The sequence below is a fragment of the Robertkochia solimangrovi genome (assembly GCF_007279655.1).
Lineage (GTDB): Bacteria > Bacteroidota > Bacteroidia > Flavobacteriales > Flavobacteriaceae > Robertkochia > Robertkochia solimangrovi.
The window spans coordinates 177,806-192,752 of the sequence record NZ_QKWN01000001.1 but is presented as its reverse complement, the minus strand read 5'-3'; the positions used below and the strand labels follow the sequence as shown (position 1 = coordinate 192,752).

Here is a 14,947-nt window from a genome sequence, read left to right as displayed (position 1 = left end):
ACTTTGTGTCAGCGATTCAATCCTGAATCAGGGAATTATTATGCAGGAAACTCCACTTGATATCCAGTTAAAAACGTTACCCGAGAGTCCCGGGGTCTATCAGTTTTATGATAAAAATGACGTTATACTCTATGTAGGAAAGGCTAAAAATCTTAAAAAAAGAGTCACTTCCTATTTTGTTAAGAACCATGAATATGGAAAAACAAGAGTTTTGGTGCGAAAGATCAGTTCTATCAAGCATGTTGTAGTGCCTACCGAAACCGATGCATTACTACTTGAGAACAATCTGATCAAAAAATTCAAACCTCGCTATAATGTCTTGCTGAAAGATGATAAGACTTATCCGTGGATCTGTATTAAGAATGAGCGATTTCCCAGGGTTTTTCCAACACGAAAAGTTATTCGTGATGGTTCGGAATATTACGGTCCCTATACCAGCATGAAGACCATCAGAACCCTACTGGATCTGATCAAGGGACTTTATTCCTTACGTACGTGCAATTATGATCTCTCCGCTGCTAAGGTAGAAAACGGGAAATATAAAGTCTGTCTGGAATATCATTTGGGTAATTGTAAGGGGCCTTGTGAGGGTTTGCAATCGCAACAATCCTATGATGAGCAAATTGCGGCCATAAGAGAAATTATCAAGGGGAATTTCAAGGATTCGTTGCAGCAGTTTCGGGAGCAGATGAAGGCGTATGCCGCTGAAATGAAATTTGAAGATGCCCAGCGTATCAAGGAGAAAATAGAAGTTCTTGAAAACTATCAGGTGAAATCGACTGTGGTGAATCCAAAGATCAGTAACGTTGATGTATTTAGCATTATATCTGATGAGGGCTATGGTTATGTCAATTTTCTTCAATTGTCATTTGGCTCTATAATTCGTGCGCATACCGTAGAGATGAAGAAGAAACTGGATGAATCTGATAAGGAGTTGCTTGAACTTGCAGTGACTGAGATCCGAAATTTGTTCCATTCAAGATCCAAGGAGATCTATGTTCCCTTTAAGATCAATGTAGGGGAAGATGTCAAGGTTACGGTTCCAAAGCTGGGTGATAAAAAAAGATTGGTGGAACTTTCTGAAAGAAATGCACGATTTTATAAACAGGAACGTTTTAAACAAATAAAGATAACGGATCCTGACCGTCATACGAACAGGATCATGGCTCAGATGAAATCTGACCTGAGGCTCTCCAGAGAGCCGCGCCATATTGAATGTTTTGATAATTCAAATATACAGGGTACGAATCCTGTTGCCGCATGCGTGGTTTTTAAAGACGGGAAGCCCAGTAAAAAGGATTACAGGAAGTTTAACATAAAAACTGTGGATGGACCAGATGATTTTGCTTCCATGGAGGAGGTTGTGCATCGCAGGTACCGCAGGTTGCTTGAAGAAGGTGAGGAGTTGCCGCAGCTTATCGTGATCGATGGGGGTAAAGGGCAATTGAGTTCAGCATTAAAGAGTCTGGATCTTTTAGGTTTGAGAGGTAAAATTGCAATTATCGGGATTGCAAAACGTCTTGAAGAGATCTATTATCCGGATGACCCAGTACCGATGTATCTCGATAAGCGGTCTGAGACGCTAAAGATCATACAACAGTTGCGAAATGAGGCACATCGTTTTGGGATTACCTTTCATCGAAATAAAAGAAGTAAATCTGCAATAGGTTCGGAACTTGAAAATATTGACGGAATCGGTAAAAAAACCGCTGAAGAACTCTACAGGAATTTTAAATCCGTAAAACGTATAAAAGAGGCATCACTTGAAAGTCTTACCGAAGTTGTGGGCGCTTCAAAGGCAGCAAAAATTTATAAGGCGCTTCATTGAAAATTCTTTAATTTAACACTGTGAAGAAACAATACTTACTAATCGTATTCATCGGGTTGGCTTTCTCTCTGTATGCACAGGAAGAAGCCTTTGATAATGACCTGAAAGTCGGTCTCGTTCTGAGTGGTGGAGGGGCTAAAGGATTGGCTCATATCGGTGCTTTGAGGGTTATCGAAGAATCGGGTGTAAGAATCGATTATATCGGAGGTACTTCGATGGGGGCGATCGTAGGTGCTTTATATGCATCGGGTTATTCGGCCAATGAGCTCGATTCCATATTTAAAGATGTTGATTTCACCAAACTGATTCAGGGGTATGTGCCTCGTTCCACTATGTCCTTTTATGAGAAACAGAATCAGGAGAAGTATGCATTAAAGCTGCCGTTTGAAAAATTACGAATCTCTTTTCCTTCTGCTATTTCAACAGGGCAGAATGTCTATAACCTGCTCAATGAACTGTTATTCCACGTTAATGATGTAGAGGATTTCAATAAATTACCGATCCCTTTCTTCTGTATTGCGACCGATGTGGAGACTGGTGAAATGGTGAAGCTGGATAGAGGTTATCTGCCGTTGGCTATTACTGCAAGTGGTGCGTTTCCTTCACTTTTTGAACCCGTTGAGATCGAAAATCGTATTTTGATCGATGGTGGGGTGGTGAACAATTATCCGATCGATGAGGTAAGGGCTATGGGGGCTGATATTATTATAGGGGTGGATGTACAGGACCCATTATCCAAAAGAGATGAATTGAATTCAGCGACTGGAGTGTTGCTGCAGATCAATAATTACCGGACCGTGAATGATATGAAGAACAAGCGGGGAGAAACCGATATCTATGTTAAACCGGATATTAAGGATTACTCCGTTATCTCCTTTGATCAGGGAGACAGTATCATTAACAATGGATATCGTGCGGCATTGAAGCAGAAGATTCCTTTAGATAGTCTTGCCATGTTGCAATCCGGAGAGCTGCGTAAGCACTATCCAATTCAGAAACTGGATAGTTTTCATATCAATAGTGTTTATATCAGAGGGAATGAGCAATATTCCAGGGCTTATATCAAGGGGAAATTAAGATATGACACAGAACAATACACCAATTTTCAGAAATTGGATCAAGGGTTCAATACCCTGGCTGCTACTAATAACTTTAAAAGTTTGAAATATGTGATCAGGCCAAATGAGGACGGGTATGCGTTGGACCTGCATGTAAAAGAAAGGACTACGGAGACCTTCCTCAAACTCGGTGTGCATTATGATGATCTTTATCAGACAGCAGGCCTTATCAATATTACCAAAAAGCATTTATTATTTAAAGATGATGTTGCGTCGTTTGATTTTATTCTTGGTGATAATCTTCGTTATAATTTCGACTATTATATAGATAAGGGGTTTTATTGGAGTCTGGGGGTTCGATCGAGATTCAACACCTTTGTGAAGGATATCGATTTTAATTTTGCAGCTGAGACTGCTCCGAATTTATTGTCGACTGTTAATAAGCTGGATCTGGAATTCGATGATCTTGTCAACCAGATTTATATGCAAACGGTTTGGAATGAGGAGTTTAATGTAGGTTTGGGTGTTGAGCATGAATTACTGAAAATCCAAACGGAAACCGTGGTGCCGGAAGAACAAAGTAAACTGGTGTTTTATAACAGTAATTACTTAGGGCCTTATGCTTTTATAAAGTTCGATTCGCTGGATGATAAATATTTTCCGACCAGGGGTTTCTTTTTTGATGCAGACTGGAATACCTATATGTTCGGAACCGATTACAAGCCCAGAGATATTATGGGGTATTCAGTGGCAAAACTAAAAATGGGCTTTGCATTGCCGGTATATCATCGTTTATCTATGAATTTGTTTATGGAAGGTGGTTTCACTCTGGGGGATGCAGAGATCGGTTCGCTCGATTTCATCCTGGGTGGCTACGGTAATGATCTGCCGGTGAACATGTCTCCTTTTGTAGGGTATGAATATCTGAGCTTTGGGGGGGATAGTTATGTGAAGACTTCTTTGAATCTCGATTGGGAGTTTATCCCTAAAAGTCACATAAATTTTATGGCCAATTTTGCGAATGCAGATGACAATATCTTTGAAGGAGGAGAGTGGTTTAAAGTGCCAGATTATACGGGATATGCCTGTGGATATAGTTTCGAGTCATTCGTAGGACCGGTCGAGTTGAAATATAACTGGTCACCTGAAGGAAATAACAGTTTCTGGTCAGTAAATGTAGGGTTCTGGTTTTAAGAAATTATTAGCAGGAATCTCCTTTATTATTCCGATATTTGGAATATTCAAACGTTTGCGAAATGCCTTTTTATCATAGACTTGGAAATATACCTCATAAGCGACATACCATCTTTAAGAAACCCGACGGGTCACTGTATTACGAACAACTTTTTGGCACCATTGGTTTTGACGGAATGTCGACCAACCTGTATCATGTACATCGTCCGACACAGGTAAAGGAGATTCTGGGTAAAAGAAAGGTTTCTCCGGAGATCGCTATTGAAAATAATATAAAGTCCTATCGTTTTCATGGTTTCAGGGTTAAACCTGCCAAAGATTATCTGGAGAGCAGGGTTCCTGTGCTTACCAATAGTGATTGTACCATAATTCTTGCCGCACCGGAAAACAGATCCACTGAATATTTCTATAAGAATGCCGATGCGGATGAACTTGTCTTCATTCATAGAGGAAGTGGTACCTTGCGAACGCATCTCGGAAATCTGAAATTTGGGTATGGCGATTATTTGCTGATTCCGCGAGGGACTATTTATAAAATGGATTTTGATGATGAAGATAACCGTCTTTTTATAGTGGAATCGAGAAGGCCTATATACACCCCTAAGCGATACCGAAACTGGTTTGGACAATTATTGGAACATTCTCCTTTTTGTGAAAGGGATATCCGAGTCCCCGAAACCCTGGAAACCAATGATGAAAAAGGTGATTTTCTGATCAAGATCAAAAAACAGGAAGAAATATTCGATGTGGTCTATGCTACACATCCGTTTGACGTTGTGGGTTATGACGGATTTAATTTCCCGTATGCCTTGAGTATTCATGATTTTGAACCCATAACTGGCAGGATACATCAGCCGCCGCCGGTTCACCAGACCTTTGAAACGGATGCTTTTGTAGTGTGCAGTTTTGTGCCCCGGTTGTATGATTACCATCCGGAAAGTATTCCGGCTCCTTATAATCACAGCAATATTGATTCAGACGAGGTGTTGTACTATGTTGACGGTGATTTTATGAGTAGGAATGATATTGATAAAGGACATATTTCGCTACATCCGGCCGGCATACCTCATGGTCCGCATCCGGGCGCTGTTGAGAGAAGTATCGGTAAAACAAAGACCGACGAACTCGCTGTGATGGTAGATACGTTCAAGCCGCTTAAGGTTACTAAACAAGCGATGGAGATTGCAGATGAATCTTATCATAAATCCTGGCTTGACTAATGCTTAATTACAGAGTAGACATAACGGCTCATCTCAGAGCGATGTGGTGAGGTAATTTCATTGAGTCAGGCAGCTAAGCGAGCTTGAATTTATTGGGAGTATTACTAAATTGCTATTAAAAAAACGATCATATCTTCGCTGTTCCTAGTGGTCAGATCATTGCTTTAACAGGATGCGGGATATGATAAAAATTGAATATTATGACTACAGATACATCATCTTTAAACCTTGATAAAACAGTTGAGTCAGCAGCGGATTTTCTGCCATTGCTGGGAACAGATTACGTTGAATTATATGTTGGGAATGCCAAGCAGGCGGCCCATTATTACCAAACCGCGTGGGGTTTTCAACCGGTTGCCTATTCGGGTTTGGAAACAGGAATGAAAGACCGGGTCTCCTATGTACTTCAGCAGGATAAGATCAGGTTAGTGCTGACTTCTCCTTTGCAAAAGGGAGGCGATGTGAATGCGCATATTGAAAAACATGGAGATGGGGTGAAAGTGGTTGCCCTTTGGGTCGATGATGCAACTCAAAGTTTTGAAGAAACCGTTAAGCGTGGAGCAGAGCCCTATATGGAGCCGAAGACTATTTCTGATGACCAAGGGGAGGTTGTTTTGTCAGGGATTCATACCTATGGAGAAACCGTACATATCTTCGTGGAAAGAAAGAATTATTCCGGAGCGTTTATGCCTGGTTTTAAAGCATGGAATCCGGAATTTAAGCCTGCTCCGGTCGGACTTAAGTATATCGATCATATGGTGGGTAATGTTGGTTGGAATGAGATGAATAAATGGTGTCAATTCTATGCGAAAGTTATGGGATTTGCCCAATTGGTTTCCTTTGACGATAAGGATATTTCCACCGATTACACAGCCTTGATGAGTAAAGTGATGAGCAATGGAAACGGAAGGATCAAATTTCCGATCAACGAGCCTGCTGAAGGGAGGAAAAAATCTCAGATCGAAGAATATATCGATTTCTATAATGGAGCCGGTGTCCAGCATATTGCAGTTGCTACCGATAATATTATTGAAACAGTCAAAGCGCTTAAGTCAAGAGGTGTGGAATTTCTCTATGTTCCCGAGACCTATTATGATACAGTTCTGGATCGTGTAGGTGAAATAGACGAAGATCTGGAGCCGCTTAAGGAATTGGGAATCTTGATCGATCGGGATGATGAAGGCTATTTATTACAGCTATTTACAAAGCCAGTTCTCGACAGGCCGACTATGTTCTTTGAAATAATTCAAAGAAAAGGTGCAAAATCCTTTGGTAAAGGAAACTTTAAAGCCCTTTTTGAGGCGATTGAAAGGGAACAGGAAATGCGTGGAACGCTATAAAATGACCGAATTGTTGCCAAAAACACACTGTTTTTTTCAACCCGTTGCATTCTGGTTGTTAAAAAAGTTAAACTTATAATAACGCGAGGACAAAACTCGGAACTCGACGTATATTTGCAGTCGCAAAAGTGGGTGGTGCCCTTTTGCTGACTTTAAGTAAAGTTTTCATAATTTAAAGTTTTTGGTTGGTTAATGGAAAAGCCCGGCTTCGCGCCGGGCTTTTTTCTTTTAATACGCTTCGTAATCACTTATGGTAATGTGTGTTGCGTTTTCTGCTATTTATGTTACAAGGTGACACGTTAAATGGTTACAAGTAACAACGTCACAACGTAACAGGTAACAGGGTTAAGGATTAATTAATTTGAATTCGCCTGTGACATTTTAAACTTTCGATTTTGATATTTGTTTCCTTAATTAGAAAACGGGAAACGGAAAACAGCTTACGGTTTACAGCCTACTGCTTACTGCCTTACTGCCTTACTGCTTCACTGTTTACTGTAATATTGGATATTACCGTTGTAACAAGGATACTTTTTGGTCGTCTTATTAATGGCATGGCTGTTGCAGTTAAATATGCCGGGGCATTTGCTGGATTCGAATTTGTAAGTAAATGATGCGATGCGGAATAAATTAATTCTGAAGGATTTATACTTTTAGGGTGTGTTAAAAATTCTGTATTGACAATATTTTGATTTTGCTGCGTTTGAACAGTAAATGTTTCTGATTTTATTATTTTTACGCCATATTCAGAACATGAGAAAAATTATCCCTGTCATACTAATATTTTTACTGACCAGTTTTGCTTATCAGAACGAAGAACCTGTGTTTAATTCTTCTTTTCAGGGTGGTGAATGGTTTCAGTTTCGAATACATTACGGAGTGTTCAACGCCAGCTATGCAACTCTGGAGTTAAAAGATGAAATGCTAAAAGGAAAATCGGTATATCATGTGGTGGGGAAAGGCAAGACCACCGGACTTGCCCGTTGGTTTTTTGCGGTAGACGATAATTATGAGAGTTATTTTGATAAACAGGATGGAAAGCCCTACCGGTTTATCAGACAGATCGATGAAGGAGGGTATACCAAGGATCTTGAAATAAATTTCAATCATCAGGATAACGAGGCGGTGGTGACCAATCATAAGCACGGAACTACCAAGACAATAGAAACCAATAATGAAATTCAGGATCTGTTATCGGCTTTTTATTTTCTTAGAGAGAATTATCAGGCAGAAGATCTCAAGGTGGGAGAGGAAATTATATTGGATTTGTTGTATGATGATGATAAACCATTTCGATTTAAACTTAAATTCCTGGGAAGAGAAGAGGTAAATACCAAGTTTGGTAATGTAAATTGTCTTAAATTTCGGCCTTATGTACAATCTGGGAGGGTCTTTAAAGAAGAGGAAAGCTTAACACTTTGGGTTTCAGATGATAAGAATAAAGTGCCGATTCGAATTAAAGCAGACTTGATGATCGGGTCTCTGAAGGCAGACCTGGAGGCATTTAAAGGATTGAAACATCAATTTAAAATTAAAGTTGATTAATGGCGATTAGAGCGGAGATTGAAGAGCGCATTGCAAAACTTGAAGAGAAATACAAAAATTCGGGTCAGGACCTCGGTTCTTATCTCGATGGATTACTGCACGAACGATACCTGACCTATTGGGACTACATCCATTTGGATACGCTTTTGAGTCTGCAGGTTCCAAGGACACATTTTCCGGATGAAGAGATCTTCATTATGTATCACCAGATCACAGAATTATATTTTAAACTGATCATCCATGAACAAAAACAGATCATTGATGATAAGTTGCAACAGGTTGATTTTTATGTACAGCGGATCAATCGGATCAATAATTACTATAAAGCACTGATTTCTTCCTTTGATATTATGATCAACGGAATGGATCGTGAACAATTCCTGCAATACAGGATGTCGCTACTTCCGGCCAGTGGGTTTCAGTCTGCTCAATTCAGAATGATAGAGATCTATGCGACGCCACTGATCAATTTGGTGCATAATACGGTAGTTGGTAAATTTGATAGCTCGAGTTCATTAGAAGAACTCTATGAGAATATATATTGGAAGAAAGGTGCCGTTGATACAGCGACAGGAGAGAAAACGCTCACCCTGAAACAATTCGAATATAGATATACCCCTCGCTTTATGCGAATTGCGCACGCGGTTAAGGGGATGACCTTATATGATAAATATCTGGCACTACCCCGGGAGGCCAGAGAAAACCCCAGACTTATCGAGGCTATGCGAGCTTTAGATGTGAACGCGAATGTTAACTGGAATCTCATGCATATGGGGGCGGCATATCGCCACCTTAGCAAAGGAGAAAAAGCGATCGATGCTACCGGTGGAACAAATTGGCGACAATATTTACCTCCAAATTTTCAGAAAATCATCTTTTTTCCTGAATTTTGGACTGATCGTGAAAAGTCGGATTGGGGCAAACAATGGGTAGATCATATTTTTAATCCGAAAATTAAAGAGTAAATGTTTAAAAATGTATTGGTAGGCCTGATGCTTGTTGGAGCATTGGCAGGAGGATGTAAGGAGGAAACTAAACCCACAAAAGTGGAAGAATCGGTGGTGACCATAAAACCTGAAGAGGTTAAACCGATAGAAGTTCACGAATTCGGTTATAATCTGAACGACTATCATGTTGTCAGAGATACTATAAAATCCGGTGATAGTTTCGGAGCTATCCTTCAGCGGAATAAACTTGATTATCCTGAGATCTACCAGATCGTTGAAGGAGCAAAGGATTCTTTTAATATTGCAAGCCTTCAGGCAGGGAAACCTTATACATTACTTTGTAATAAAGAAGATTCATTGCAGCGCCCGTTATGTTTTATCTATCAGCCTAATACGATCGATTATGTAGTGGTCGATTTTCGGGATTCAACCAAGGTTATCAAAGGTAGTAAGCCTGTAAAAATAGTGGAAAGAGAAGCAGCCGGAGTGATTAACAGTACGCTGTACGAGACCTTTCAGGGGCAGGGTATGAGTCCGCTTATCGCCTATAAACTCTCTGATATTTATGCCTGGACGATCGATTTCTTCAGAATTCAGGAGGGAGACCGGTTTAAGGTTATCTTCACTGAGAAGTATATCGACGATACGATCTATGCAGGTATCGACAAGATCAAAGCTGCTTATTTTGAACATAAGGGTGAGCCGGTTTATGCGTTTAGGTTCGAAACGGATTCTACGAAACATATTATAGATTATTTCGATGAAGATGCCAAGAACTTAAGAAGAGCCTTCCTGAGAGCTCCGGTTCAATTCAGCAGAATCTCTTCACGATACAATCTTAAAAGAAGAATTGCCTATTACGGAAACAAGATCCGTCCTCATAAGGGCACTGATTTCGCAGCACCGGTAGGAACTCCTATACTTGCGACAGCTAATGGAACCGTAATCGAATCTACGCGCCGTGGAGGTAATGGGAACTTTGTTAAGATCAAACATAACAGCACTTATTCAACACAGTATCTGCACATGCAGAAACGACTGGTAAGAGTCGGTGATTTCGTTAAGCAGGGTGATGTGATAGGGACCGTTGGGATGACTGGGAATACGAGTGGGCCTCACGTTTGTTACCGTTTCTGGAAAAACGGGAGCCAGGTGGATCCGTTCCGTCAGAAGTTGCCTGATGCAGAACCGATTCATGATAGTTTGAGAACGCGTTACATGGATTTCATCTCTCCGGTACGTTTACAGCTGGAGGCTATAGCCTATCCTGAGGAAAACAAGGATTCGCTTGAGAATGAATTAATAACATTAAATCAATAATATGGCTTTATCCGCGATTGATCCGAAAGGAACGCAGGCCTGGAATAAATTAAAAGAACATTTTGAAGAAGTAAAAGGAATGCAGATGCAGGCCCTTTTCAAGGAAGATCCTGCAAGGGCTGACCGCTTCAAAATTGAATGGAATGATTTCTATCTGGACTTTTCCAAGAACAGAATCGACAATACCAGCTTTAATCTTTTGTTGGAGCTCGCTGAAGATGTCAAACTAAAGGAGGCTATTAAGGCTTATTTCGGGGGGGATATCATCAATGAAACCGAAGGTCGTGCAGTACTGCATACGGCACTGAGAGCTGCTGCCAAGGATGAAGTGTTGGTGGATGGTGTGAATGTGATTCCTGAAGTATATGCCGTAAGGGAAAAGATCAAATCATTTTCTAACGAAGTGATCGACGGTACCAGAAAGGGCTATACCGGAAAAGCATTTACCGACGTCGTAAATATAGGAATCGGTGGTTCAGACCTGGGGCCGGCAATGGTTACCGAGGCGCTTAAATTTTATGAGAATCATCTCAATGTACGCTTCGTTAGCAATGTCGACGGAGATCATGTCTATGAATCGTTGAAAGGCCTAGATCCCGAAACAACACTTTTTGTTATTGTTTCGAAAACCTTTACGACGCAGGAAACCATTAGCAATGCAACTACGATTCGAAAATGGTTTCTGGAGCATGCAAAACAGGAAGATGTAGCCAAACATTTCGTTGCAGTATCGACCAACCTCGAAAAGGTTGATGAATTTGGAATCCACCCGGATAATGTTTTCCCTATGTGGGATTGGGTAGGAGGTCGATTCTCACTTTGGAGCGCTGTAGGATTGTCGATCGCACTGGCTGCGGGCTATGATAATTTCGAGAAAATGCTGGATGGAGCAAGAGCGATGGATAATCATTTCAAAGAAACGCCCTTTGAAAGGAATATACCGGTGGTACTGGCTTTACTAAGTGTATGGTACAACAATTTCTATGGAGCGGAAAGCGAAGCGATCATTCCGTATACACAATATCTACATCGTTTATCAGCCTATTTGCAGCAGGGAATCATGGAGAGTAACGGTAAAAGTATTGACCGTTCTGGTAATCGCGTAGATTATCAGACAGGAACAATTATCTGGGGAGAGCCCGGAACGAACTCTCAACATGCATTTTTCCAGTTGATACATCAGGGTACTAAATTAATTCCGGCAGATTTTATCGGATTCATGGAATCTCTTCATGGGGATACTGATCACCATGATAAGCTAATGGCGAATTTCTTTGCTCAGACCGAAGCCCTGCTAATGGGTAAGGAAAAGGATGAGGTAGTAGCTGAATTAAAGGATAAAGGGATGTCGGAAGCAGAAATTGAAAAGCTATTACCTTTTAAATTATTTGAAGGAAATAAGCCGACGAACACCATTCTGATCGACAAACTAACACCGCAATCTTTAGGGGAGATCATCGCAATGTATGAGCATAAAATTTTCGTTCAGGGAGTGATCTGGAACATTTTCAGCTACGATCAATGGGGAGTTGAGCTTGGAAAGCAGCTTGCGAACAACATTCTTAAAGACATAAAAAGTCCCGAAATCGGAAAACATGATAAATCTACCGTTAATTTGTTAACACATTTTAAGAAATAAAGGCTAACAATTAACAAATACATAAAATTTATATTTATAAATAGCTGAATCTCATCAAATTGAGTTTTTCAGCTATTTTTGTTTTAGTTTAATTTTATTTAACATTTAGGTAAACTCAGAATTCTTCGAATAGAGGAATTTTGCGGGACAAACAAAAATCAATTATTCAATGAGAAAAATTTACAACTGTTTTTTAACTGCAGTATTATTTCTTACAGTTACCACTGCTTTTGCACAGGGGGTGATTACCGGTAAGGTAGTCGATGGCGATCTTGGCGAACCACTTCCGGGAGCTAATGTAATGGTAAAAGGTTCATCAACCGGAACCACTACTGACTTTGATGGGAACTTTACTATCAATGTGGATTCCAATACCGGGGTATTGACATTTTCTTACCTTGGTTTTGTATCTAAAGATGTACGATTCACTTTAAGCGGAGGTTCTCTGGACCTTGGTACAATTACTTTGAATTCCAATGCAGAAGAATTGGAAGGTGTTGTAGTTGTAGGGTCGGGAGTAATCGACCTCGCAAATGATCGTCAAACACCTATCGCGGTTTCATCTGTTAGTGTAACTGAAATTCAAACCAAAGCCGTAGGTAATGTTGAATTTCCTGAAGTTTTGAAAAACACCCCTAACGTTTATGTTTCTAACCAGTCGGGAGGTTTTGGAGATTCACAAATGTTTGTTCGAGGTTTTGGTCAGAATAACACTGCGTTCCTTCTTAACGGTCAACCGATCAATGGTATGGAAGATGGAAATATGTACTGGTCAAACTGGTCAGGTATGTCTGATGTTGCCAATGGTGTTCAGATTCAGCGTGGATTAGGTTCTTCGAAACTTGCGATTTCTTCTGTGGGAGGTACGGTTAACATCGTTACACGTGCTACTGATAAAACTGAAGGAGGATTTGCGAGAGTGATGGTTGGTAATGGAAGTTACTTCAAAACAACTGCTTCTTATAATACAGGAATGAGTGACAGTGGATGGGGATTCTCATTCCTTCTAGATTACTGGCAGGCACACAGTAAGTATGCTAACGGGACTAAAGGTCAGGGTCAGAACTATTTCTTTTCTGTTGGTAAAAAAGCAGGAGACCATAACTTTAACTTCCTCATCACCGGTGCACCACAATGGCACGATCAGAATTTTTCAAAGAGTCAGGAACTTTATGATAAGTATGGAATTCGTTTTAATAACAACTATGGATTTAAGAACGGAGAATATCTTTCACTTAGAAGAAACTTTTATCACAAGCCCGTACTTAACTTAAACTGGGACTGGAACATTTCTGAAAAATCAAGTTTCTCTACTGTTGTTTATGCATCATTTGGTAGAGGTGGTGGAACAGGAGACTACGGAAATGGAGTTTCTTATGTAGATAATGGAGATCCTGATACAAGAGGAGCTTATCTTTCAAGTAACGGTCTTATTGACTGGAACTATATTGTGAACACTTACAACCCAAGTGTTGCGAATAATTTAAGCCAGGGTTATAACGGAACTATCTTAAGAGCTTCTGTAAATAACCACGCTTGGTATGGTACAGTATTTAACTATAGCTATGATACATTAAAGAACTTTACTTTTAATGTAGGTGCTGATTTCAGATTCTATGCAGGAGATCACTTCCGTGAGATTACCGATCTTTTAGGACTTGACGGGCGTGTTGAACCAATTGCAGGAAGACCAGACGATTATGTTGTGTCTGCGACTTTCAACCCGGATCCATGGGCGGCTCTTTTTAACTATGCAGATGAAGATGAAAGAATCGATTATGATTATTCAGAGAATATCAATTATCAGGGGGCTTTCGGACAAGTAGAGTATGCTAATAATGGTTTCACTGCTTTCGTTCAAGGGGCAATCTCAAACCAGTCTTATAAAAGAGAAGATCGAGGTAATTTCGCTACTCCAAAAGAATCTTCAACAAAGAACATTTCAGGTTACAACATCAAAGGTGGTGTATCATGGAACTTTATAGAAGGAAATACCGTCTATGTTAATAGTGGTAAATATTCAAGACAACCATTCCTTGATAACATCTTCCCTTCCTATGATGATAATACAATGTATGCTGATCCGGAAGTTGATAACGAGGAGATCTTCGGATTTGAAGCTGGTTATAGGTTTGAAGCTGGAGATTTCGTAGCCAACCTTAATGGTTATATCACGAAATGGGATAATCGATACTTGTATACTACCGGAGAGTACACGCTTCCAGGTGGTGAGTTTATTGATGATGCAGGATTCTCTTTTACAAATATCGGTCAGTTGCACAAAGGTATTGAGATCGATGGTAAATGGAGACCAACTTATGGTTTTATGCTTAGAGGGCAATTCACTATCGGTGATTGGAAATATGATGGATCATCTCCTGTGAATGTTAGAAACAACACGAATAATGAGCAGGTTGCTTCGTATAATGTTGATCTTACCGGGACTTATGTTGGACAGGCTCCTCAAACTTCTTATGGTTTAGGGACTTCTTATCAGATCATTCCAGATGTACTTACTGTTGATGCTGACTGGAACGGGTATGCAAATCTCTATGGATTTGTTGACGTAGAGGACGTTGTTGCTTCTTCTGAGGCAGGTGAGACCTATCAGGCTGAAAAGTTAGATGCGTATTCTCTGTTCGATCTTGGAGCAACCTATAAGTTCAATTTCGGTGACAATAACATCGTTTTAAGAGGAAATGCATATAACCTTTTTGATAAGGAATATATCAACCAAAAAGATAACTACGGATATTTCTACGGAAACGGACTTACCTGGAACTTCTCAGTAAGATATAATTTCTAAGAGTATTCTATCACAGTATATAAAAAACCTGCAGGTATTGAACTTGCAGG

Annotated in this window: 9 protein-coding genes; all 9 read left to right on the top strand. The window is 40.1% G+C overall.

The annotated features are described in order from the left end of the window. Positions 1 to 40 precede the first annotated feature (40 nt). The 9 genes from uvrC (at position 41) to DMZ48_RS00735 (ending at position 14,897) form a co-directional block, all read left to right on the top strand. Positions 41 to 1,828, top strand: a complete 1,788-nt coding sequence (uvrC, locus tag DMZ48_RS00775) for an excinuclease ABC subunit UvrC (protein ID WP_143953196.1) — start codon at positions 41 to 43, stop codon at positions 1,826 to 1,828. A 20-nt stretch (positions 1,829 to 1,848) separates the two neighbouring features. Beyond that, a complete protein-coding gene (locus tag DMZ48_RS00770) occupies positions 1,849 to 4,080 on the top strand; it encodes a patatin-like phospholipase family protein (RefSeq protein ID WP_242009068.1) in 2,232 nt (743 codons plus the stop codon). Positions 4,081 to 4,142: 62 nt separating this feature from the next. After that, positions 4,143 to 5,300, top strand: coding sequence for a homogentisate 1,2-dioxygenase (locus DMZ48_RS00765; protein ID WP_143953195.1), 1,158 nt, complete (start codon positions 4,143 to 4,145; stop codon positions 5,298 to 5,300). Positions 5,301 to 5,500: 200 nt separating this feature from the next. Then, positions 5,501 to 6,640 (top strand): 4-hydroxyphenylpyruvate dioxygenase, encoded by a 1,140-nt coding sequence (gene hppD, locus DMZ48_RS00760; RefSeq protein WP_143953194.1) that lies wholly within the window; start codon positions 5,501 to 5,503, stop codon positions 6,638 to 6,640. A 753-nt stretch (positions 6,641 to 7,393) separates the two neighbouring features. Continuing rightward, positions 7,394 to 8,185 carry a DUF3108 domain-containing protein gene (locus DMZ48_RS00755; protein WP_143953193.1) on the top strand — a complete coding sequence of 264 codons (792 nt, stop codon included), beginning with the start codon at positions 7,394 to 7,396 and terminating at the stop codon, positions 8,183 to 8,185. Continuing rightward, positions 8,185 to 9,150 (top strand): tryptophan 2,3-dioxygenase family protein, encoded by a 966-nt coding sequence (locus tag DMZ48_RS00750; protein WP_143953192.1) that lies wholly within the window; start codon positions 8,185 to 8,187, stop codon positions 9,148 to 9,150. Before DMZ48_RS00755 ends, DMZ48_RS00750 begins: the two co-directional genes overlap by 1 nt. Continuing rightward, positions 9,151 to 10,452: a M23 family metallopeptidase gene (locus DMZ48_RS00745; RefSeq protein WP_143953191.1), complete on the top strand. Its 1,302-nt coding sequence runs from the start codon at positions 9,151 to 9,153 to the stop codon at positions 10,450 to 10,452. Position 10,453: 1 nt separating this feature from the next. After that, positions 10,454 to 12,091: a glucose-6-phosphate isomerase gene (pgi, locus tag DMZ48_RS00740; protein WP_143953190.1), complete on the top strand. Its 1,638-nt coding sequence runs from the start codon at positions 10,454 to 10,456 to the stop codon at positions 12,089 to 12,091. Positions 12,092 to 12,260: 169 nt separating this feature from the next. After that, positions 12,261 to 14,897 (top strand): TonB-dependent receptor, encoded by a 2,637-nt coding sequence (locus DMZ48_RS00735; RefSeq protein ID WP_143953189.1) that lies wholly within the window; start codon positions 12,261 to 12,263, stop codon positions 14,895 to 14,897. Positions 14,898 to 14,947: the final 50 nt, after the last annotated feature.